A 20520-nucleotide genomic window follows, 5' to 3' on the forward strand; every position below is an offset into this window, starting at 1 on the left:
AAAAGGATCGAAGGGGCCTCTCTCCCCCTGCGATTCGAGCCGATGCGCGGCGACGCGTTGCAGTGGGAACTATGCGCTCAAACGGGGGCTTTGGCTATCGTGCAAAATGATGAAAAAGGGGATCTCCGAAGAAATCCCCTTGTCATGCAAACTAGGTACAGCGCTTGACCTGCGATTATCAAACACCGCATGAAGCGACGCCCGAAACGCAGGCCCCGAAAGCCCGCCGGCAGGTGCGGCGCGGAAGAAGTCCGTTTAGCCCGCCACGATGCTGACGAGGCGTCCCTTGACCACGATGACCTTCCTCACGGTCTTGCCGGCGACGGCCGCGGCGGCAGCCTCCAGGGCGGCAGCCTTCACATCTTCCTCTGCGGCGTCGGCGGCGACGGTCACCTTGGCTTTGACTTTGCCGTTCACCTGGACGGCAAGCTCCACCTCGTCGCGCGCGGCCTGGGCCGGATCGAACGTCGGCCAGGGCTGCTGATGGATGGACCCGCTCCCGCACAGAGCCGACGCCCACAGCTCTTCGCACATATGGGGGGCGATGGGAGCGAGCAGCTTCACGAGGGTCTCGGCGATGTCGTGGTCGAACGCGCGGGTCTCCTCGCTTGCGACGCGCGCCTCGGGCGAAGCGGCGCGCAGGTAATCGCCCGTCGCGTTCACCAGTTCCATGATGGCGGCGATCGCCGTGTTGAAATTGTTGCGGTCGAAGTCGTCGACCACCTTTCCAACCACGCGATGGCGTTCGCGGTTCAGCTGCGCGCGCAAGTCGGACACGCGCGACTCATCGGAGTCGCCCCCTGCGAACAGGGTGTCCTCACCGGCCGACCCGACAAGGTCGAACACCTGGCGCCACGCGCGGTTCAGGAACTTGAACAGGCCGGCCAGGCCGTCCTCGTTCCACAGCAGCTCTTTGTCGGGCGGCGCCATGAACAGGATGTAGGCGCGCACCGCATCCGCGCCGTACGATGCGATCATATCCTCCGGCGCGATGACGTTGCCCTTCGACTTGGACATGACCTCGCCCTTGCCGTCCAGCACCATCCCCTGCGTCAGCAGGTTGGTGAACGGCTCGTCGAAATCGAGCATCCCCATGTCGCGCAGCACTTTCGTGAAGAAGCGGCTGTACAGCAGGTGAAGGATGGCGTGCTCGATGCCGCCGATGTACTGGTCGACCGGAAGCCAGCCGTTCGCAACGGCCGGATCGAACGGGGCCTTTTCGTTGTGCGGATCGGCATAGCGCAGGTAATACCAGCTCGAGCACGTGAACGTGTCCATGGTGTCCGTCTCGCGGCGGGCGGGCCCCCCGCATTTCGGGCAAGTGCAGTTCACGAAGCCCTCGTGCTGGGCAAGCGTCTCCCCTGCCGCCAGATCGATGTCTTCGGGAAGACGGACCGGCAGATCCTCCTCCGGAACGGGCACGACGCCGCAATCGGGGCAATGGATCGCGGGGATGGGGTTGCCCCAATAGCGCTGGCGGCTGATCAGCCAATCGCGCAGGCGGAACTCGACCTTGCGGCGACCGCGCCCCGCAGCCTCGAGCCGCTTCACCACGGCTTCCTCGCCCTCGGAATGCTTTCCGCCCACCATTCCGGTGAACTCGCCCGACTGGACCAGCACGCCTTCCGCTGCGTACGGCTCGTCCCAGTCAACCTGCTCGACGACGCGTTCGCGCTGGTCTTTCAGCTGCGCGTACAGCGGATCGTCCTGCCCGAGGATGATGGGGACGATGGGAAGGTCGTACTTGCGCGCGAACTCGAAATCGCGGCGGTCGCCGCAGGGGACGGCCATGACCGCGCCCGTGCCGTAGTCGGCCACCACGTAGTCGGCCACCCACACCGGCACCTTCTCGCCGTTGACCGGGTTCACCACGTAGCGGCCGGTGAAAGCGCCGTGCTTCTCGCGGTTTCCCTGGGCGCGCTCGACTGCGGACACCTTCTTGGCCTCTTCGACCAGATCGAGAACCGCCTGCTCCTGCTCCATACCGGCCACAAGGTCGCGCAGTCCGGCATATTCGGGCGCGAGCACGAAGAAGCTGCATCCGAACAGCGTGTCCGCACGCGTGGTGAACACCGTGACGATGTCGTCTTCGGAGGGCTGATCGGGGACGTTGCCCTCGCGATCGCACAGAATGAAGTCGACCTCGGCTCCCTCGGAACGGCCGATCCAGTTGGCCTGCTGCTGCTTGACGCGCTCGGGCCAGCCGGGAAGCTTGTCCAGGTCGTCGAGCAGCTCTTGAGCGTAATCGGTGATCTTGAAGTACCACTGGGTGAGGTTGCGCTTCTCGACCTCGCTGCTGCAGCGCCAGCACTTACCGTCGATGACCTGCTCGTTTGCGAGCACCGTCTTGCAGCTCGGGCACCAGTTGACCGGAGACTCGCGACGTTCGACCAGGCCGCGCTCCCAGAACTTCTGGAAGATCCACTGTCCCCAGCGATAGTACTCGGGGTCGCACGCCACCACCGTGCGGTTCCAGTCATAAGAGAAGCCCATGCGCTTGAAGCTGGCCTTCTGCGTGTCGATATTCGCGTACGTCCACGTCGCAGGGTGGCTGTTGCGCTTGATGGCGGCGTTTTCGGCAGGGAGGCCGAACGCGTCCCACCCCATCGGATGGAGCACGTCGAACCCACGCATGCGGGCGTAGCGCGCGGCCACGTCGCCGATGGTGTAGTTGCGCACGTGGCCCATATGGATGTCGCCCGAAGGATACGGGAACATCTCCAAAACGTACTTCTTCGGCTTGTCGGTGCGTTCGCCCACCGAGTCGAGACCGGTCTCGTCCCAGGTCTTCTGCCAGCGCGGTTCGAGTTCATGCGGGTTGTAAGGCTTCATGGTCCGTCTTTCCTCGCTCGATCGGGGCGCAAGGTGGGGCCCGTCTCGTCATGCAACAAATGCGTCCATTATAGAAGCTTTGCCCGACCTTGGGCGCACATTGTCCAGCGCATCATAAGAACAGCGGCTGAGCAGCAGCAACGCTTCCCGAGGCCGGTTTTGAGGGAGCCGTCCGCACCGGTCGGCGCCGCAGCCGCAAGCCCGGGTGCCGCAGCAGCAGGCCCGGGCGCCGCATGCCGAAGGCGGGCTCGGCTCCGACAAGCGGGGCGGACCCGCACAGCCCGCGCCCCAGCCCCTACAGAACCGCCTCGATCTCGAACGAGCGGCTATCGGGGCTGTTCGCAGACAGATAGCCACCGTGGGATTCGACGATGGCGCGGGCAACCGCCAGCCCGATGCCGTGCCCGCCCGTCGAGCTGCGGGCCCCGTCCGCCCGGTAGAACCGGCGGAAGAACTCGTCGTGGGGCCCGGGCTCGATGCAGTCGACCTGGTTGGAAACGCGCAGCGAAACCGATCCCCCCTCGGGCTTGAACAGCGACACCCGCACGTCGGAACCGGGCGTGGAGTACTTCAGCGCATTGTCCAGCAAGATGCCCAGGAGCTGATCGATCCGGTTGCGATCGCCCTCGTACTCGAGCGTCGGAGGAGCGCTGAGGACGATGCCGCGATCCTGGGCGAGGGCCACCGCCTTGAACTCATCCACCTTGTCGCTCAAAAGCTTCGCGAGATCGAACGGAGCCTTGGCCAGATCGCCGCGCCCTTCGTCGACCAGGGAGAGCAGCACCAGCTTCCCCGCAAGGCTGTCGAGACGGCCCACCTGCTTCCTGATCGAATCGATCCATGCGCTTTCCCCGTGCTCGATCTCCAAGATGTCGGCCGACGAGAGGATGACCGCAAGCGGCGTCTTGATCTCGTGGCTCGCATCGGTGACGAACCTTTTCTGCGCCGCCTGGCTCTCGGCCACGGGCCTCACCGCGCGCGCCGAAAGCGGGATGGATATCAGGAGCACCATCAGCACGCCGGCGGCCCCCGCCATCATGCTCGACGAGAAGAACGACCAGAAAGACGCCAGCTCGGCGCGCACGTTGAGAAACACCGCCGTGCGCTCTCCCCCCAGCCGCGTGACCACGTAGCGGAAATCGCCCACGAAACCGCGCCGCGCCTTGCCCTGTGCGACCTCTTCGCCCATGGAAAGCGCCGTGGCCTCGTCGATGGTCACAACATGCGCGGTGTTGGCCGCAACGGCGTCGCCCGATTCGTCCAGCGTCACCGTGAAGTACCGCGTTTCGTAGGCAAGCTCTGAGGCTTCGGGGAACAGGATATCGGTCACCGGGTCGGTTTCCTCTTCGGCGACCAGGGGGATCTCCTCGATCTGCACCGGCTCCTCGAGCTCGCCGCCCTCCGAGACGATATAGTCGACCAAACCGTCCAGACCGACGCACATGCTCTGCCAGTTCACCATGTTGGTGAAGGCGAGCACCATGGACAGCACCAGGACCGACGAAGCGAGCGCCACCGCGATGTAGAGCCTGCGCAGTCGGCAGATCTCGGGCGGCATGGCGGGCTTCGCCTTGCCGCGCTCTTCCTTATTTTCGGGGATGTTCATGAGAAGACTCCAGATAGTAACCGACTCCGCGCACCGTGGAGATCACCATATGCGACCCCGCTTCGCGCAGCTTCCTACGCAGATTCGACACGTTGACCCATACGCTCCCCATATCGGAAAGGGAATCGCCGCCCCATATCTTCAGCTTCAGCTCTTCGCCCGAAACCTTCCGATGCGAGTTTTCGACCAGGAAGGTGAGCAGCTTGCATTCGAGAGCCGTGAGGTCGATCGAGCGCTCGCCGCACTTCAGGCGAAACGCCTCGCGATCGACGGAGAAGTCGCCGAAGGACGCCGAGGCAGACGCCGTCTTGGCCCGATCGCGGGTCACGGCGCGGATGCGCGCGAGCAGCTCCTTTGCGGCGAAGGGCTTGACCAGGTAGTCGTTGGCGCCCGTGTCGAGCCCCTCCACCCGGTCGTCCACCGTCGAGCGAGCCGTGAGCAGGATGACGGGCGTGTCGTCGCCCGCAGCGCGCATCTTCGACACCACTTTAAGGCCGGACACCTCGGGCATCATCACATCGAGGACCACGGCGTCGTATCCGCCCGAATCGAGCCGCCTCAGCGCCTGGGCTCCATCGTGCGCCGTATCGACCTCGTAGCCCGCATGGGTCAGGATGGCCCTGAGGGAAAGCGCGAGGTCCCGCTCGTCATCAACAACCAGCAGCTTCACGAGGAAGCCCTCCTTTCGACAAAGCGGATGCCAAAACGCGAGCCCGCCTTTCCCCCATTCTAACAGCCGGGTATGTCGAGAATCCTTGAAGGCGGTCCATCTTAAAGTCCGCTTAAAGTTCCGGTCCTAGAATGCCGAACCGATCCCGTAAGCAATGCTGATGATTCAGCGCGAAGCCCAGGACGAACCGATGACCAACGTGATTCTGAACAGCGTTCGAAAGACAGCGCTCGAAAACCCGGGCGCGCCGATCCATCGCATGGCCGGTGCACGGGAGGTCACATACGGGCAAGCGTGGGATATGGCGGGGCGGATCGCCGGGAAGCTGCGCGAAAAGACGTCCGGCCGCGAGCCCGTCATGGTGTACGGCCACAAGTCGTCGCTGATGGTCGTATCGTTTCTCGCCTGCCTGCGCGCGGGCCACGCATTCGTCCCCATCGACTCGGAGCTTCCCAGCTCGCGCGTCGTCGACATAGCCCGTCAGCTTGATTTCCCCCCTATCATCTGCGCTGAACAGGCGCCCTGCGATCTTTTAGAAGCCATGCCCGCGAACCGCTTCCTGAGCGCTGCGGACGCGGCGAACGGAGACGGCTCCGTCGAAGACGAGCCTGAGGACCTCTGGGTTTCCGGGGAGGAGACCCACTACATCATCTTCACCTCGGGCTCGACCGGCGTACCCAAGGGCATCGAGATCACCGCGAACAACATCGAGCGGTTCGCCGCCTGGATGAAGACCTTCCCCGTCGTGCGCGAAGGGGGCGCCGTCTTCCTCGACCAGGCCCCCTACTCGTTCGATCTTTCCGAGTACCAGGTGGTGGGCGCGCTTGTCACCGGGGGGTGCCTGCACGCCGTTTCGGCCGAAACTACCCACGACTACGGGCTGCTGTTCTCCGACCTGCGGGGATCGCAGGTCGACGTGTGGATCTCAACTCCGTCGTTTGCCGATATGTGCCTGGTCGATCCCTCGTTTTCCCAAGATATCCTGCCGCACGCGCGGCTGTTCCTGTTCTGCGGGGAGACCCTGCACCATCGAACGGCGCGCGCTTTGAGGCAGCGCTTCGACCGGGCGCTCGTCGTCAACACGTACGGCCCCACCGAATCGACGGTGGCCGTTACCTACGCAGAGATCGGCGAGGCCGATCTGAACAGCGAAGACCCCCTTACCGTGGGCTCCGCCCGGCCCGGAACCGAACTGCGCATCATCGACCCCGAAACGGGCGAGCGGAAGCCGGCGGGAGAATCGGGCGAGATCGTCATCGTGGGCGACACGGTGGCCAAGGGGTACTACCGCAGCCCCGACAAAACCGCGGCGGCCTTCTTCGCCGCGCACCTGTCCAACGAAACGCCTGTGCGCGGGTACCGCACCGGCGACCAGGGCTCCCTCGACGAGCGGGGAAACCTGCGCTTCGAGGGAAGGCTCGACCATCTCGTGAAGATGAACGGCTTCCGCATCGAGCTGGGCGACATCGAATGCAACCTGACGTCCCTCGAAGGCGTCGAGCAGGCAGCCGTCATCCCCGTCATCAGGAACGACCAGATCAGAAGCTTGAAGGCGTTCGTCGTCATGAACAGTGCCTGCGAGCTCGACGGACTCGAGCTCGCCCAGGACCTCAAGGCCCGGCTGGCAGGGCGCATCCCCGCCTACATGGTTCCCCGCGCCTTTTGCCGCCTGCAGTCCATGCCCCTCACTCCCAACGCCAAGATCGACCGCCGCGCGTTGGCCGCCATGGGACGATAAGGCGCGCGCATGTCGTTTTATGCGGACCCCAGCTTCTTCATCCTGCTGGTAGCAGCCATAATCCCGGCCGCCATCCTGGGGTTGGCCGAAAAGCCGCTCGGGCGCTACGGCGCCGTCGCCTCGGTTGCGCTCATCGCCTGCCTGTTCTGCAAGACCCCCCTCGAAGGGCTCTATGCTGCCGGCTACCTGGCCTTATCGTGCGCAAGCATCCAATGGCTCGTACGCAGGCCCGCATCGAGGAAGCGCTTCTGGGTCGCGCTGGCCCTTGCGCTGGCGCCGCTGGTCGTGTACAAGGTGAGCGCCGTATTCGACCAGAGCCTCCTGGGTTTTTTGGGCATCTCGTACCTGACGTTCAAATCCGTCCAGATGGTGCTCGAAATCCACGACGGCATCATCGACCGGATGAAGCCGCTCGACACGTTTTCCTTCCTCGTGTTCTTCCCCACGTTCACCTCGGGCCCCATCGACCGCAGCCGGCGGTTCCTCGAAGACGCCTATGCGGTGCGCCCGCGGGACGAATACGCCGGCATGCTTGCCCGCGGCATCCTGCTGATCGTCGCGGGGCTGGTGTACAAGCTGTTCATCGCGGGGCTGCTGTACAAGGCCTACTCGTTTGCGCCCTGGGGTTCCGGCCCGTTTTTCTGGGAGCTGCTCCTGCAGGTGAAAACGGCTTACTCGTACGGCCTCTACCTGTTTTTCGATTTCGCCGGATACAGCCTCATGGCCATCGGCGCCAGTTGGTGCCTGGGTGTCAGGACCCCCCGCAACTTCCGCGCGCCCTTCATCGCCGTGGACATCAAGGACTTCTGGAACCGCTGGCACATGACGCTTTCCTTCTGGCTGCGCGACTTCGTGTTCATGCGGTTCGCCCGAGCGGCCATGAAGCATAAGCTGTTCAAGAAGCGGCTGCACACCTCTTTGTGCGGCTACCTGGTGAACATGACGCTCATGGGCGCCTGGCACGGATTGACACCGAATTACCTCGCGTACGGCGTGTACCACGGTGCGCTTCTGGCGCTGTGCGAGCTGTACCAGAAAAAATCGTCGTTTTATAAGAAGAACAAGGATAGGACCTGGTACAAGATCCTTTCCTGGATCGTCACCATCCAGCTGGTGATGCTCGGGTTCGCCCTGTTCTCCGGACAGATATCGCTGCTTTTGAAAGGACGGTAGCCATGGCTAGCATCTCCCACGAAGAACTCGAATTCCGCATGCTCGGACTGCTCGAAGAGGTGTGCGAGAGCAACGCGGTGCTCTCGCATCGCGACGAGGACCTGTTCGCGCTCGGCCTGCTCGACTCGATGGCCGCAGTGGAGCTTTTGGTGTGCATCGAAGACGACTTCGGCGTATCCATCGCCCCCACCGAGGTGGCGCGCGAGGAGATGAACACGGTTAACCTGATCATCTCCCAGGTGGAAGCGCGGCTGTAACGATGCGGACGCACACCGACCCCGTCAACGAGGCCGCATGCGGTAAGAAGAAGGCCGGCAGCGGCATGAGGCTTTTGCGCGCGGTGCTCGCCGGGCTTCTCGCGGCCGCATTGGCGGTCGGGGGGCTGTGCGCGATCCTGCCCGGCCTGGGCAAGGCCGACGACCGGAAGCTATACGACTACATCTATTCGGACACCCGGTCGCGCTACCCTTCCTTCGTCACGCAGAACATGTCGCCGAACTCCTACCTGGCCTTCGGGTCGTCCGAGTTCGCCACCCCGAAAAGCCTGGTGCCCACCGTTCCGGCCGCCGTGTTCGGCGAGCACAACACCGGCGTGGATATGACCGTGGTAGGAACCGCCTTCGACCAGAGCCTCTGGCAGGCGATCGCCGCGGGCGCCTACGACGGCACCACCCCGAAGAAGAAGATCGCGCTGATCCTGTCGCCCCAGTGGTTCTTCAAGGGCAACGGCGCCCAATGGGCGTTCAAGCGCAGCTTCTCCTACGAGCTGTACCGCCAATTCTGCGACAACCCCAACGTCTCGGACGAGACGAAGGCCTACGTGCGCAAGCGCCTGAAAGAGCTGAAGATCGACGACACCTCGCTGGCGGCGGCGAACAAAGACACGTTCATCGACGCGCTGAACGACCAGATCTTCACCTTCGGAAACCAGCTGAACGCGCGGAGACAGGTGAGGTGGCTGAACGCCGAGGCCCCCTACAAGACGGCCGAGCGCCGCGATTCCACGACCCCGGTCGAGCCCGACTGGAACGCCCTGATAGAGCAGGGTCGCGCCGTCGGGAAAGCGAAGTGCACCAACAACGAATACGGCATATACAACAGCTACTACAATCAGAAAGCGCCGCTGAACAGCGAGAAAGATGAGACGTTCAGCCAGGCCGACCTCGAATACGAAGACCTGCGCTGCTTCATGCGCGTCTGCAGGGAATGCGGATGGGAACCGCTTATCGTGATGCTTCCCGTGCACGGGTCGTGGTACGACCGCCAAAACGTCACGGTCGAGGAGCGCCAGGGCTACTACGCGCGCATCCGCTCCATCTGCGACGAGGCCGGGTACCCCTACGCCGACTTCTCGAGCTGCGAATACGAGAAGTACTTCCTATGCGACATGACCCATCCGGGCTGGGTGGGCTGGGTCCGCATCGAGAAGGCCTTCTACGATTACGTCAACGACCGCGACGACGAGTTCCTTGGCGGAGGCTCCTTCGGAGAGGCCGAAGGGCTTTCCGAAGCCGATCTGAAAGCGAGCAACGGAGATGATTAGGAAACCCGCCCGCCCCATCGCACAGGCCCGCCAGGTCATCGAGGGTTTCGCTCAGACGCACCCCCTGATCGTGGCGATCGGCGCCGGGGCGTTCGTCGCGGCCGGCACCCTCCTCATCGTGTGGCTGCTGGTGTTCTCGGGGCTCAACGCCCCGGTGCAGTTCGTCTACGACAACTTCTAGGCGAAAGCGCAACCGACCCGCCTGGGCCCGAAACCTTCGCATGCCGCGCGAGCGCCGCCTGCACGGCCCCGTGCCCAGGCGGCGCATCCCGCGCCAAGGCGCGTCATGCGCCGCGCGCCTCGATCAGATCGATCAGCTCCTGCTGGCTGTGGATTCCGAGTTTGGAATATATATGCTTGACATGGGCTTTCACCGTATTGCGCGATATCACCAGCTGCTCTTCGATATGCTCGCGGTTGCGTCCGCGGGCAAGCAGAAGGAACACCTCCGACTCGCGCGGTGACAGCTCGCCTTCCTGCGCGATGGCGCGGCACCGTTCCTCGAAATCCTCCGCAGTCGAAACGAGCCGTTCGGGGCTTTCCTCCACCGCCTGGACCACCGAGTCGATGAGCTTCCTGAAACTGAAATCGACCAGGTGCAGCAGGGTGTAGCCCACGAGGATAACGATGAGGGCACCGCAGATGAGCGTTAGCGACTCGGGGTTCTGGCGCGTCGTGCGGTTGATGAAGGCGCCCAGAAACGACCCCAGGGCCGTGCCGACGGATATGAGCCCGATGCCCCAGGCCATAACCGATACCGCGTTATGCCGGTTGCGGTTCGCCATGGTGAGCAGCAGGTAGTAGATCACCAAGTCGAGAATGCCGCTCCCTGCCGAGACAAGCGCGGCGCACAGGTAGCGCACCGAGGGCTGGGCGATGGGCAGCAGCACCAAACCCGACACCATCACCACAACGGCTATGCGGATGAGCTGGTCGGTCTTCGCTTTGCGCGGGCCCAAAAGCCCGTACACGGCCAAAAACACCACGACCGGGATGGAGATCGCCGCCGTGAACGGAGCGCCCCCGTCGCCGTTTCCCAGGCGCAGCGAGGCCCCGAACATGAACTTGAACAGGAACAGCGCCACGAACACCTGACTGACCAGGGGAATGAACGTACTGGGCTGGGTGATGGCAAGGTCTGCCGGAGCTTCGCCCGCACGGGCCTCTTCGAACATCGAGATGGCCTCGGCGCGGATCAGCGAGAAGCACACCGCCGGGGATATCAGGCACAGGAATATCGCCACCGCCACCGGGGATATCCAGCAGAGGAACGACACGGAAAACGACGCGACCAGCGAAACGGTCACGCAGGCCGCAAGCTGGTCCTCCCTCATCCGCGACACCACGACGCCGCACGACACCGCTATCCACCCCACGCCCAGCGAGAACAACGTCATGGCAACCAGCACGAGCGTTGCATCGTAAGTCCAGATCGCAAGGGGAAACAAGATCGCCGCGAGGACCCCGATGGCAACGAACAGCTTCTCCAGCGTATACATGCGCAGCATGCGGGGGCGAAACGTCGCCAGGACCCCGAACGCCAGAAGGCCCAGTCCTTCGGTGCCGCGCGACACCGCATGAACCAGGCCTTTGTCGAGAAACGCCGCCTGGGATAAAACGAAGGTGTCCAGCAGCAGGAAGCACAGCTGGATGCAGGCGAACGCCACGGTGTTGCGCCAGAACAACGGCAAGAAAAGGGATCTATCCCCCTCTGCGCGAGCCATCGCCAACCGGCACCCCCTTCACACGGCAAAGCCGCCCTGGAAACCCAGGGCGGCCCAATTCTACCAAACCGTCGAGCATCGACCGCTCTCCGAGTGTCGCCGCACGCGTCGAAACAGGGCGACCGAAAGCGCCTTCGGTGCAACGCGGCGCGGTTCGCGCTCGGTAGCGCCCGCTTACGCCTGCCCGGTTGCGGCCAGCATGCCGGCACGGCGGCCGAAGGTCATCGTGCGTCCGCAGGCCAGGCCCGTGAACAGGTTGGGGTAGCTCACCGCGAACATGCCGCCGGACGCATCGCCGGTCATGTACAGGCCCTCGATGGGGCTTTCATCCTCGCGGACGGGGTGCATGTTCGTGTCGATGATGACGCCGTCCAGCGTCGCCAGGAACCACGACCCCGTGCGCACGCCGTAATAGGGAGGCTGGTCGAGGGCGATCATACGCGCCTTCTCCTTGTTGTAGTCCTCGTCCTTGCCGTTGTTCGCCATCTCATTGTAGCGCTTCCAGGTGGCGACGGTCTGCTCGACGGGGAGGTTCAGCTTCTCGGCGAGCTCTTCCATCGTGTCGGCGCGCTGGAGGTACCCGTCGTTGATCAGCTGCTCGAAGTTGTCGGGCATGGACGTGATCGGGCGGTTGGAGGGCGCCCCGTTGTCGAAGGGGTACAGGCGGCAGCAGCCGACCTCGCCCATCTGCTTCACCTTGGCGGCGTAGTCCGAGTCGAAGATGTCCACGTAGGTGTGGTACGGCTGCTGCCAGGCCGAATGCAGCATGTAGTCGTACGGACCGGACTCGTTGCAGAAGCGCTTGCCCAGCAGGTTGATCTTCAGGAAGGGCTGTTCGCCGAACCAGAACCAGTTCTGGGCCTTGGGGTCGTCGCTAGGATCGGACTTTCCCATACCGGCCGTCTCGTCGGGCTTGCAGCACGCGCGGTTGAACGTAACCGCCGCGCCCATGGCGTCCATGCGCCCGCCGGCCCACAGCGCCGCCTTGATGCCCTGGCCGGTGGGGTTGCCGCCGCGAGCGGGCACGGGGATGCGCAGCTCCTGGTTGTACTGCTGACGCGCGGCCATCATCTCCATGTTGTTGCCGTAGCCGCCGGTCGAGATGATCACGCCCTTCGATGCCTTGATGCGCAGGTAGTGGCCGTCGGCGACGTCGGTGGCGATGATGCCGGTCACGCGCCCGGTTTCGTCCTGCTCGAGCTTCACCAGCTCGGTCTGCCAGCGGAACTGGGCGCCCTTCTCTTCGGCGTACTCTTTGAGCGACACGCCGAACGAGAACGACTTATCCTCTTTGCCCAGCTCGGTTTTGTTGGGGCTGTGCCCGGTCACCCAGGCCTTGAACGGGGATCCCTCCGGGGGCAGGCCGCCCTCGAGGTCCATGCGCAGGCGGCCGTCGCGCTCGACGATCTCGGTCATCCAGTCGAGCATGGCTCCGGATTCGTCGGCCCACAGCTTTACCAGGTCGAAGCGGGCGAACCCGTTCGAATAGCGGATGATGTCCTCGATGGCTTCGAACTTGTCGATCTCGAACTCGGGGAACTGGGCGAACGAATCCTTCTGGAGCTTCGAATCGATCGCGCCGATGTCCTCGCGCGGGTTGGGCACGCTCGCGGCGCGGTCGATGCCCAGCACCTTGGCTCCGTGCTCGGCCGCCGAGATGATGGCGGGCAGGCCGCCCGTGCGGCAACCGCAGACCAGAACCTCGGTCTCGATGGTCTCGGTGATGTCGCGCTCGGCGATTTCAGGCGCGGCGCCCAGCCACGAGGGGACGCCCACCTCCCCGACCGAAGCGTTGGCCGGAGTCTCGGCCTTCACCCCGTTGCCGCATGCGGACAGCGAACCGGCCGCGACCGCGCCCAGCGCGCCGATGCCGGCGCTTTTAAGAAACGTGCGTCGAGAAAACTGAGCGGTCATGGTTACTTCCCCCATCCTTCAGGAGCGTTCAGAGCATGGCACTCGTTGCACTCGAGCGCGCTTTGACGGTGCATCTTGTGGCAGTCGCTGCACTCCAGCACGCCGTCCTGGTGGCTGGCATGCGGATTGTACTTGGCGTCGTTCCCCTCGAAACCGGCGGTGGATGCGACCACGTCGTTCCAGTCGTGGCATCCCGACCGCAGGCAGAAGTCGCCGTCGGCCTTGACGTTCTCGGGAACCAGGTACCCGTGGGCGTCGGTCGCGAAGTCGTCGGATACGAACGACATAACCTCGGTCACCTGCTGGGTGAGCTCTGCCTCGTGGCAATCGAGGCACGACTTGCCCGCCGCGGCATGAGCCGCCACCCCCATGCCGGGTGCGGGGTCGTTGTACGTCTCGACGTACGTGTCCATCGGCGCATGGCAGATGGCGTTGCAGAACCCGGGCGTGTTGTGCCACACGAAGAACGCGGCTCCCAACACGACGATCACGCCCAGCGTGACTCCCGGGATCATGAACTTGTTCCTCTTCGACGCGCGCGGAGCGTTCGCATCCTGCGATGCGGGCGCATCCTGCTCGACGCCGATGTCGGTGCTGTCGGTCATTGCCTCCCCTTTCATTCTTCCTCTCGAAGACCGTGGGGATATAGTGGCCCCGCAAGGGCCGCCTGACCATTACCCCGGTGGGGTAATCTTTCCAAAGCACCAGGTAAAAGGCATTTATCGCCAAAAGGGCCCGAAAGGGCGAACGCTATAATCCGAGGTCGGAGCTTTCGACCACTTCGAAGCGCGTGGGCCTTTCGCACGAGCGGACGGGAGCCTCTCGAACGGGCATATCATCGAACGCCGGCCCCGACGCCGACATACGGACGTCGAGATAGGAGATCATCAGCAGCACGATGCCCACTTGCAGCGCCGCGCACGCCAGCAAGGCCGCCGCGAACGCGGCCTTGCTGGAGGGCGTGCGATCCGCATACCGCTTCGGGTGCGAGAGGAAGATAACGAACAGGCACATGCCCGCAACGACCAGCTGGGCGACGATGAGCGCGATGCGCATGTGGGTGATCAGCCAAACCGTGTGAAGAGCCGCCCAGGCAAGCGAGAACGCGACGATCTCGTTGCGCTGCGGGAGCCCGACCTTGAAATTCACCGCGGACAGGGCTGCTACGAGGACCAGCTGCACGACGGTCGGGACGACGGCATCACCCGTCAGGATAAACGGGAGCGCCGAAGCCGCCCAGAGCGCCGCCGCGATCGCAGACGAAACCCTGTGGGACAGCGTGTCCATCCGATCGACCACGTTCGGCGCCCCCTTTCAAAAGATAAGTAATTCCTAATGATTATAGATCCTTCCGCCTCTCTTCTCGCCCATAAAATGAGCCGATGAGCCGACTTCCCAACGGTCGGATAAAACGAACCATGATGAATCGTGACACGAACGCTGACAAACCCGTTCCCCGCATCGACGAGACCGCGTTCGGGCGCATACTGAACCCAACAGGTCGGGAAACGAACCCGCCCAACCATTAAACGAAAACCGTCTCAGAAAGGTCGAGAAGCCATGAAACTCTCCGCGCGCAACCAGCTGAAGGGAACCGTCGAATCCGTCACCGAGGGCGCTGTCAACAGCATCGTCGCCATCAAGGTCGGAAACGACATGGTCAAGGCGAACATCACCTCCGAGGCCGTCAGGGACCTCGCCCTCGAGGCCGGCAAAGAGGCCATGGCCATCGTGAAGGCAACCAATGTCATGTTCGCCGCCGGATCCGAGAAGATCGCCGGGATCTCTACCCGCAATCAGATCTGCGGCAAGGTCGTCGCCGTCTCCGAGGGAGCCGTCAACGGGCACATCACCGTCGAAACCGCCGAAGGGGTTCGCATCTCGGGCTCCATCACCAACGAAGCCATCGAATCGCTGGGCCTGACCGTCGGCTCCGACGCAGTTGCGCTGGTCAAATCCACCGACGTCATCGTCGGCGTCGAATAGCCCCGCACCGGGACCGAACCACAGCCCTCCCCCGAAAACCCGGGAGGACGCACCTCCGAAGGGCCGCATACGTGCGGCCCTTCGTCGTATTCCGGCCTCGAAAACGCGGTGGTTCGCCGTCGGCATCACCCCCTCTGCGGCGGTTCGCCGTCGGCATCGCCCCCTCCCTGCGCCGAAGCCCCGTGTTCCCCCGGCGCTTTTATGCGTACCCGATGCACGTTTTTCTGAGCCGCAGGCAACCGCGTTATACTGGTTTTCGATACCGACGGAACCGCTGGACCCAACCCCCGAAGAGGATCGATCATGCCCATCACCCAGTACCTCATCGACAACGCGCGCACGAAACCGAGCGATATCGCGCTGGTCGAAGTGAACCCCGAAAGGCGCGAGAGCCGGGGCGTGACGTGGCGCGAGTACGAGCTGGTCGAGCCGAACCCTTCGAAGCGCTATCGGCGCGAGATCTCATGGCGCGAGTTCGACGAGAACGCGAACCGCTTTGCGAACCTGCTGATAAGCTCGGGGGTGAAGCGCGGCGACAAAGTGGGCATCCTCCTGATGAACTGCCTGGAATGGCTGCCCATATACTTCGGCATCCTGAAAGCCGGGGCCATCGTGGTTCCCATGAACTTCCGCTACACCGCCGATGAGATCAAGTACTGCCTGGACCTGGCCGATGTTTCGACCCTCGTCCTCGGGCCCGAATTCCTCGAGCGCGTCGAAGAGGTCGTGGGCGACGTTCCGCGCATCGAGCGCTTCTTCTACGTAGGAGAAGCATGCCCCTCGTGGGCGGAGAGCTATTTCAGCTGCATATGGAACCAACCAGCCGTCGAGCCGGGCGTGAGCCTCTCAGACGACGACGAGGCGGCCATCTACTTCTCAAGCGGAACCACCGGGTTCCCCAAGGCGATCCTCCACCTCCATCGGGGACTCGTCCACGCCGCCGAGGTCGAGCGGCGCCATCACGGGCAGACGGCCGACGACGTGTTCCTGTGCATCCCGCCGCTGTACCACACGGGCGCCAAAATGCACTGGTTCGGAAGCCTGGCCTCGGGTTCGCGCGCGGTGCTTTTGCGCGGGGTGCGCCCCGACTGGATCCTGCAGACCGCCTCGGAGGAGCGCTGCACCATCGTGTGGCTGCTGGTTCCCTGGGCCCAGGACATACTCGATGCCCTGGACTGCGGCGATATCGACATCGACGCGCTTTCCCTCGACCAGTGGCGCCTCATGCACATCGGAGCCCAGCCCGTTCCCCGCAGCCTCATCCGCCGCTGGACCGAGTACTTCCCCGCCCATCAGTACGACACCAACTACGGCCTGTCCGAGGGCATGGGACCGGGAAGCGTTCACCTGGGCGTCGACAACCTCGATCACCTGGGCGCCATCGGCGTGCCCGGATACGGCTGGGAGGCCGAGGTGCGCCGCGAGGACGGGACGCCCGTGACCGCCGGAACCCATGAAGCGGGCGAGCTGTGCCTGCGCGGCGACGGCGTGATGGTGTGCTACTACAAAAACCCCGAGGCGACCGCCGAAACGCTGCGCGGCGGATGGCTCTACACCGGAGATATGGCCGAGGTCGACGAAGACGGGTTCATCTACCTGGTCGATCGGAAGAAAGACGTCATCATCTCGGGCGGCGAGAACATCTATCCCGTTCAGATCGAGGACTTCCTGCGCGGGCATGCCGCCGTCAAGGACGTCGCCGTCATCGGGCTTCCCGATGCGCGCCTGGGAGAGATCTCGTGCGCCGTGGTCGAGGCGAAGCCCGGCGCCGACCTGACCGAAGACGACCTGAGGAAGTTCTGCATCAGGCTGCCCCGGTACAAGCGCCCGCGTACCTATATATTCGCCGACGTGCCGCGCAATCCCACGGGAAAGATCGAAAAACCCGTGCTGCGCGAACGCTACGGGGCCGCGCGCCTCGTCGCACGTGAAAACGAGTCGTAGCGCAGCGCTTCATCCGCACCCGACGCAAAACAAGGCAACCGAGGACCCCTCATGGAATTCGACTTCGTATCGCTGTTCGTCATCGTGACCATCGGGGCGCTCTGTCCCGTGTTCGCCGACCGCATCCCGGGAAAGATCATCCCCGAAACGGTGTTCCTCCTGGTGATAGGCGCAGTTCTGGGACCTTACGGCCTGGATCTGTTCGCCGTCGACGAATCGGTGTCGCTCTTGTCCGAACTGGGCATGGCGTTTCTGTTCCTTCTGGCCGGGTACGAGATCAACCCCGACTCCCTGACCGGCTCGCAGGGGCGCGCCGGGCTTGCCACCTGGGCAGCGAGCTTCGCCCTCGCGCTGGTGTTCGGGGCCGCCCTTCCCGACGTCGGGTTCGGGTCGCTGGCCAACTTCGCCCTCGCGATCGCGCTCACCACCACCGCGATCGGCACGCTCATGCCCATCCTCAAAGAGCGCGGGGTTCTGGGAACCGCGGTGGGAGACAGCATCATCAGCTACGGGACCTGGGGAGAAGTGGCTCCCATCATCGCCATCGTCATGCTTCTGTCGGCCCGCAGCGCTTGGAAGAGCGCGGTCATCCTGCTGGGCCTGGCCGTCTTGTGCGTGCTCATCGCACGGCGGGCCACCGTCGTGCGCGAGCGCGGAAGCCGCTTCTACCGATCCATCGAGGCGAAGGCCGACACCACGTCCCAAACGTTCGTCCGCCTCACCATCTGGCTGCTGATACTGCTGGTCACCGTCTCGGCCATCTTCGACCTCGATATCGTCTTAGGTGCATTCGCGGCCGGATTCACCCTGCGCTCGATCATGCCCGACGGCGACCATGCGCTCGAACACAAGCTCGACGCGATCGGATTCGGCTTCTTCATCCCGGTGTTCTTCGTGGTATCGGGCGCGAAGATCAACCTCGCAGGCGTGTTCGCCCAGCCTATCCTGCTCGTTGCCCTCATCGTGGCCCTCGTCGTGATCAGGACGATCCCCATCTTCGTCGCAACCAGCATCCATCGGGAAACGCGCGGCATGCCCGCGCAGAACCGCGCATCGGTCGCCATCTACTGCACGACGGCGCTGCCCCTCATCGTGGCCGTGACCTCGATCGCCGTGCGGGCCGACGCGATGCCCCAGGAATTCGCCTCCACCTTCGTCGCCGCAGGCGCCATCACCGTATTCCTCATGCCGCTCGTCGGCCAGCTGGCCTACCAGGTGGTCGACGCCCAAACCGTCCACAAGATCGGCCTCGAGGCGGCCGGGGACCAGCAGGATCGCAGCGCGGGCGGAAAGCGCCGGCTCGTCGACCTCGGAACGCGCTTCGAAGTCGAGCGGATGGTGTACTCGGACGCCCCCGCTCGCGACGTCGCGATCATCATGGCGGAATCCCTCGGGTTCGCGGAGGACGACCCGCGCATCGACGCGATAGCCGAGCGCATCGAGAGCATCCGCCGCCTGCGCGGCGACGAAGTGCGCGGCCTGAGCTTCACCGACCGCAGGCGCCTCCATCACGAAGAGATCCTCCGTATCCGCGAGGCCCGCATGAAGGCGCACCGCAAGTACCTCAAACACAAGGAAAAGCAGCGCGCCCGTGAGGAAAAGCAGCGGAATCGAGCGTAGCTGCGGCTACAGCGCCGCCTCGATCTTCTTGGCGAAATCGTCCTCGCTGATCGCCCCGGCACCGTTGTACAGAAGGGTCCCATCGGCCCCGATGATCAGCGTCGTGGGAAGGCCGCTTACGTTGTAGGCCCTGCTCCCCGCGTGCTCGAGGTCGTAATACGCCGGAAACGAAAGCCCCTTGTCCTTCACGTAGGCCTTCCCCGCCGTCGCCTCGCCCGAGGTGTCGGCCACGTTCAGCATGACGAAGTTCACCCTATCGCCGTAGCGCTCGTACAGGGACTGGAACGCGCCCATCTCCTTGATGCAATACGGACACCACGTGGCCCAGAAGTTCACGACCGTCGGCTTCCCGTCGCGAATGGCCGACAGGCTGGTCTTGTTCCCGTCGGCATCCGAGAACGAGAAGTCCGCCGCCTTTCCGCCTACCTTGGTTCCCCCCGAAGATTCGGCCGATCCCGAAGAGGGTCCGCTGCCCGGCTGCGCACTCGAGGAAGCGGAGCTTTCGTTACCGGACGCACTGCGGGCGGTTTCCGCCCCTCCCATCTTCGACGGGGCGAACACGGTGTTGTAGGCGAAGGCGGCCCCGCCGATCACGGCGACCAGCGCAACCGCGATCGCAGCGGTCCTCAAGCGGCGGTTCGTCTGTTTTTCCATAAAGCGCACTCCTTTCATGCGGCGGATACCCACCGCAGGTCAAACGAGGATTAGGGATTCAGGATCGACATAAGCGCCGTCAGCTGTCCGGTTATCATAAGCACGCCCATCACGATGAGGAACACGCCGCACACCAGGTTGATGATGCGGTAGTTCCTTTTGATGAAAGAGAACGCCCCCGACAGCTTGTCGATGGCAAGCGCGCTGATGAGGAACGGAACGCCCAGGCCGGCCGAATACGCCAGAAGCAGCGTGATCCCCTGCATGACCGAACCCTGGGTCGAAGCGAGCGCAAGGGCGGAACCCAGATACGCACCCACGCACGGCGTCCATCCAAGCGAGAACACGATGCCGAACAGAATCGCCGAGGGAAACGACACCAGCGTCACCTTGGTCGAGAGCCGATGCGTCCCTTCCAGGAAGGGAATGCGGATAACGCCGGCGAAGTTGAGCCCGAACAGGATGACGATCAGGCCGCATATCACGTTGACCCAGGTCGCATGCCTGATAAGCACGCCCCCGAGGCCGCCGGCCAGCGCGCCGAGCGCCACGAAGACCAAGGTGAAGCCCAAAATGAAACCGAGCGCGTTCACCACCGTGGTCTTAGTCGCACGCGAGGCCCCTGAAGAAGCCGCGCTCCCCGTTTCGGACGATTCGGCCGAGGAACCGGCGAAATACGCGAGGTACAGGGGAAGCATGGGCAGCAGGCAGGGCGAGACGAAAGTCAGGATTCCCTCAAGAAACGTAGCGATGTAATCCAATACGGCCTCCTTTCGAAGTTTGCGACATTATCACATAGCTAAAGATGACCTTTATACTTTGTAAACTGAGCGTGACCGTGGGATTATCGCACCAGATCATAAAGGTGGCAGTCTGTGCAGCACTTGAGAGGAACACCCGACCGGCTCGACGCGGTGGAGGCGGGGTTGCGGCCTTCTCGGTTCTCCGTCGCGCTGAGCGAGGGGACATCCCTTATGGTAATTATGAGCAGCGGGCACCGCTAACCGTTTTCGGCGCGCATCAGCGGTAAAAGCGGCACGGGAGCAGTGTTAGTATGTTCTCCCGTCATCACATTCAATCGCCGTGCCGGCACCGCGAGTCGGGCGCAGCGGGAAC

General features: G+C 63.8%; 17 protein-coding genes. 8 read left to right on the forward strand and 9 right to left on the reverse strand.

The features are described 5' to 3' along the window. Positions 1-255: 255 nt before the first annotated feature. From leuS to JI75_RS07495, 3 genes are all read right to left on the reverse strand, one after another. On the reverse strand, positions 256-2832 hold the full coding sequence (gene leuS / locus JI75_RS07485) for a leucine--tRNA ligase (protein WP_039689960.1): 2577 nt from the start codon (positions 2830-2832) through the stop codon (positions 256-258). A 295-nt stretch (positions 2833-3127) separates the two neighbouring features. Beyond that, positions 3128-4438, reverse strand: a complete 1311-nt coding sequence (locus tag JI75_RS07490; RefSeq protein WP_039689962.1) for a sensor histidine kinase — start codon at positions 4436-4438, stop codon at positions 3128-3130. Continuing rightward, positions 4419-5108, reverse strand: coding sequence for a response regulator transcription factor (locus tag JI75_RS07495; RefSeq protein WP_039689965.1), 690 nt, complete (start codon positions 5106-5108; stop codon positions 4419-4421). The genes JI75_RS07490 and JI75_RS07495 overlap by 20 nt, the downstream gene beginning before the upstream one ends. 160 nt (positions 5109-5268) lie before the next feature. Here JI75_RS07495 and dltA point away from each other — a divergent pair, with 160 nt between their 5' ends. From dltA to JI75_RS07520, 5 genes are read left to right on the forward strand one after another with little or no spacing between them, the layout of a single operon-like run. Beyond that, entirely contained in the window at positions 5269-6846 is a 1578-nt protein-coding gene (gene dltA / locus JI75_RS07500; RefSeq protein WP_158407636.1) for a D-alanine--poly(phosphoribitol) ligase subunit DltA, read from the forward strand. A 9-nt stretch (positions 6847-6855) separates the two neighbouring features. Continuing rightward, positions 6856-8019, forward strand: a complete 1164-nt coding sequence (gene dltB, locus JI75_RS07505) for a D-alanyl-lipoteichoic acid biosynthesis protein DltB (protein WP_039689967.1) — start codon at positions 6856-6858, stop codon at positions 8017-8019. Between the two features lie 2 nt (positions 8020-8021). Continuing rightward, positions 8022-8276 carry a D-alanine--poly(phosphoribitol) ligase subunit DltC gene (gene dltC / locus JI75_RS07510; protein WP_039689968.1) on the forward strand — a complete coding sequence of 85 codons (255 nt, stop codon included), beginning with the start codon at positions 8022-8024 and terminating at the stop codon, positions 8274-8276. Positions 8277-8278: 2 nt separating this feature from the next. Continuing rightward, positions 8279-9562: a D-alanyl-lipoteichoic acid biosynthesis protein DltD gene (gene dltD / locus JI75_RS07515; protein WP_052241683.1), complete on the forward strand. Its 1284-nt coding sequence runs from the start codon at positions 8279-8281 to the stop codon at positions 9560-9562. Continuing rightward, on the forward strand, positions 9555-9743 hold the full coding sequence (locus tag JI75_RS07520) for a hypothetical protein (RefSeq protein WP_039689969.1): 189 nt from the start codon (positions 9555-9557) through the stop codon (positions 9741-9743). Before dltD ends, JI75_RS07520 begins: the two co-directional genes overlap by 8 nt. 103 nt (positions 9744-9846) lie before the next feature. Here the strand turns inward: JI75_RS07520 and JI75_RS07525 are convergent, their stop codons facing one another. From JI75_RS07525 to JI75_RS07540, 4 genes are all read right to left on the reverse strand, one after another. Continuing rightward, positions 9847-11253: a response regulator transcription factor gene (locus JI75_RS07525; RefSeq protein ID WP_158407637.1), complete on the reverse strand. Its 1407-nt coding sequence runs from the start codon at positions 11251-11253 to the stop codon at positions 9847-9849. A gap of 207 nt (positions 11254-11460) precedes the next feature. Beyond that, positions 11461-13200 (reverse strand): FAD-dependent oxidoreductase, encoded by a 1740-nt coding sequence (locus tag JI75_RS07530; RefSeq protein ID WP_039689974.1) that lies wholly within the window; start codon positions 13198-13200, stop codon positions 11461-11463. Positions 13201-13202: 2 nt separating this feature from the next. Beyond that, the gene (locus tag JI75_RS07535) at positions 13203-13805 is read right to left on the reverse strand and encodes a cytochrome c3 family protein (protein WP_052241684.1); all 603 of its coding nucleotides are present in this window, start codon (positions 13803-13805) and stop codon (positions 13203-13205) included. Between the two features lie 145 nt (positions 13806-13950). Further along, positions 13951-14499, reverse strand: coding sequence for a hypothetical protein (locus JI75_RS07540; RefSeq protein WP_039689976.1), 549 nt, complete (start codon positions 14497-14499; stop codon positions 13951-13953). Between the two features lie 261 nt (positions 14500-14760). On the opposite strand from JI75_RS07540, the gene JI75_RS07545 reads away from it, so the two are divergent. From JI75_RS07545 to JI75_RS07555, 3 genes are all read left to right on the forward strand, one after another. Beyond that, a complete protein-coding gene (locus JI75_RS07545; protein WP_039689978.1) occupies positions 14761-15186 on the forward strand; it encodes a TOBE domain-containing protein in 426 nt (141 codons plus the stop codon). Positions 15187-15489: 303 nt separating this feature from the next. Then, on the forward strand, positions 15490-17130 hold the full coding sequence (locus tag JI75_RS07550; RefSeq protein WP_039689980.1) for a class I adenylate-forming enzyme family protein: 1641 nt from the start codon (positions 15490-15492) through the stop codon (positions 17128-17130). Between the two features lie 51 nt (positions 17131-17181). Then, on the forward strand, positions 17182-18750 hold the full coding sequence (locus tag JI75_RS07555; protein ID WP_052241685.1) for a cation:proton antiporter: 1569 nt from the start codon (positions 17182-17184) through the stop codon (positions 18748-18750). 6 nt (positions 18751-18756) lie between these two features. Here the strand turns inward: JI75_RS07555 and JI75_RS08850 are convergent, their stop codons facing one another. Both JI75_RS08850 and JI75_RS07565 read right to left on the reverse strand, forming a co-directional pair. Beyond that, the gene (locus tag JI75_RS08850; protein ID WP_052241686.1) at positions 18757-19404 is read right to left on the reverse strand and encodes a TlpA family protein disulfide reductase; all 648 of its coding nucleotides are present in this window, start codon (positions 19402-19404) and stop codon (positions 18757-18759) included. Between the two features lie 50 nt (positions 19405-19454). Beyond that, positions 19455-20165: a cytochrome c biogenesis CcdA family protein gene (locus JI75_RS07565; protein ID WP_039689982.1), complete on the reverse strand. Its 711-nt coding sequence runs from the start codon at positions 20163-20165 to the stop codon at positions 19455-19457. Between the last annotated feature and the right edge of the window lie 355 nt (positions 20166-20520).

This window comes from Berryella intestinalis (genome assembly GCF_000814825.1).
Lineage (GTDB): Bacteria > Actinomycetota > Coriobacteriia > Coriobacteriales > Eggerthellaceae > Berryella > Berryella intestinalis.

Excerpts from the sequence above, each read along its gene's own strand:
- leuS (WP_039689960.1), bottom strand. The coding sequence starts at position 2,832 with ATGAAGCCTTACAACCCGCATGAACTCGAACCGCGCTGGCAGAAGACC.
- JI75_RS07490 (WP_039689962.1), bottom strand. The coding sequence starts at position 4,438 with ATGAACATCCCCGAAAATAAGGAAGAGCGCGGCAAGGCGAAGCCCGCC.
- dltA (WP_158407636.1), top strand. The coding sequence starts at position 5,269 with ATGATTCAGCGCGAAGCCCAGGACGAACCGATGACCAACGTGATTCTG.
- dltB (WP_039689967.1), top strand. The coding sequence starts at position 6,856 with ATGTCGTTTTATGCGGACCCCAGCTTCTTCATCCTGCTGGTAGCAGCC.
- dltC (WP_039689968.1), top strand. The coding sequence starts at position 8,022 with ATGGCTAGCATCTCCCACGAAGAACTCGAATTCCGCATGCTCGGACTG.
- dltD (WP_052241683.1), top strand. The coding sequence starts at position 8,279 with ATGCGGACGCACACCGACCCCGTCAACGAGGCCGCATGCGGTAAGAAG.
- JI75_RS07520 (WP_039689969.1), top strand. The coding sequence starts at position 9,555 with ATGATTAGGAAACCCGCCCGCCCCATCGCACAGGCCCGCCAGGTCATC.
- JI75_RS07530 (WP_039689974.1), bottom strand. The coding sequence starts at position 13,200 with ATGACCGCTCAGTTTTCTCGACGCACGTTTCTTAAAAGCGCCGGCATC.
- JI75_RS07535 (WP_052241684.1), bottom strand. The coding sequence starts at position 13,805 with ATGACCGACAGCACCGACATCGGCGTCGAGCAGGATGCGCCCGCATCG.
- JI75_RS07545 (WP_039689978.1), top strand. The coding sequence starts at position 14,761 with ATGAAACTCTCCGCGCGCAACCAGCTGAAGGGAACCGTCGAATCCGTC.
- JI75_RS07550 (WP_039689980.1), top strand. The coding sequence starts at position 15,490 with ATGCCCATCACCCAGTACCTCATCGACAACGCGCGCACGAAACCGAGC.
- JI75_RS07555 (WP_052241685.1), top strand. The coding sequence starts at position 17,182 with ATGGAATTCGACTTCGTATCGCTGTTCGTCATCGTGACCATCGGGGCG.
- JI75_RS08850 (WP_052241686.1), bottom strand. The coding sequence starts at position 19,404 with ATGGAAAAACAGACGAACCGCCGCTTGAGGACCGCTGCGATCGCGGTT.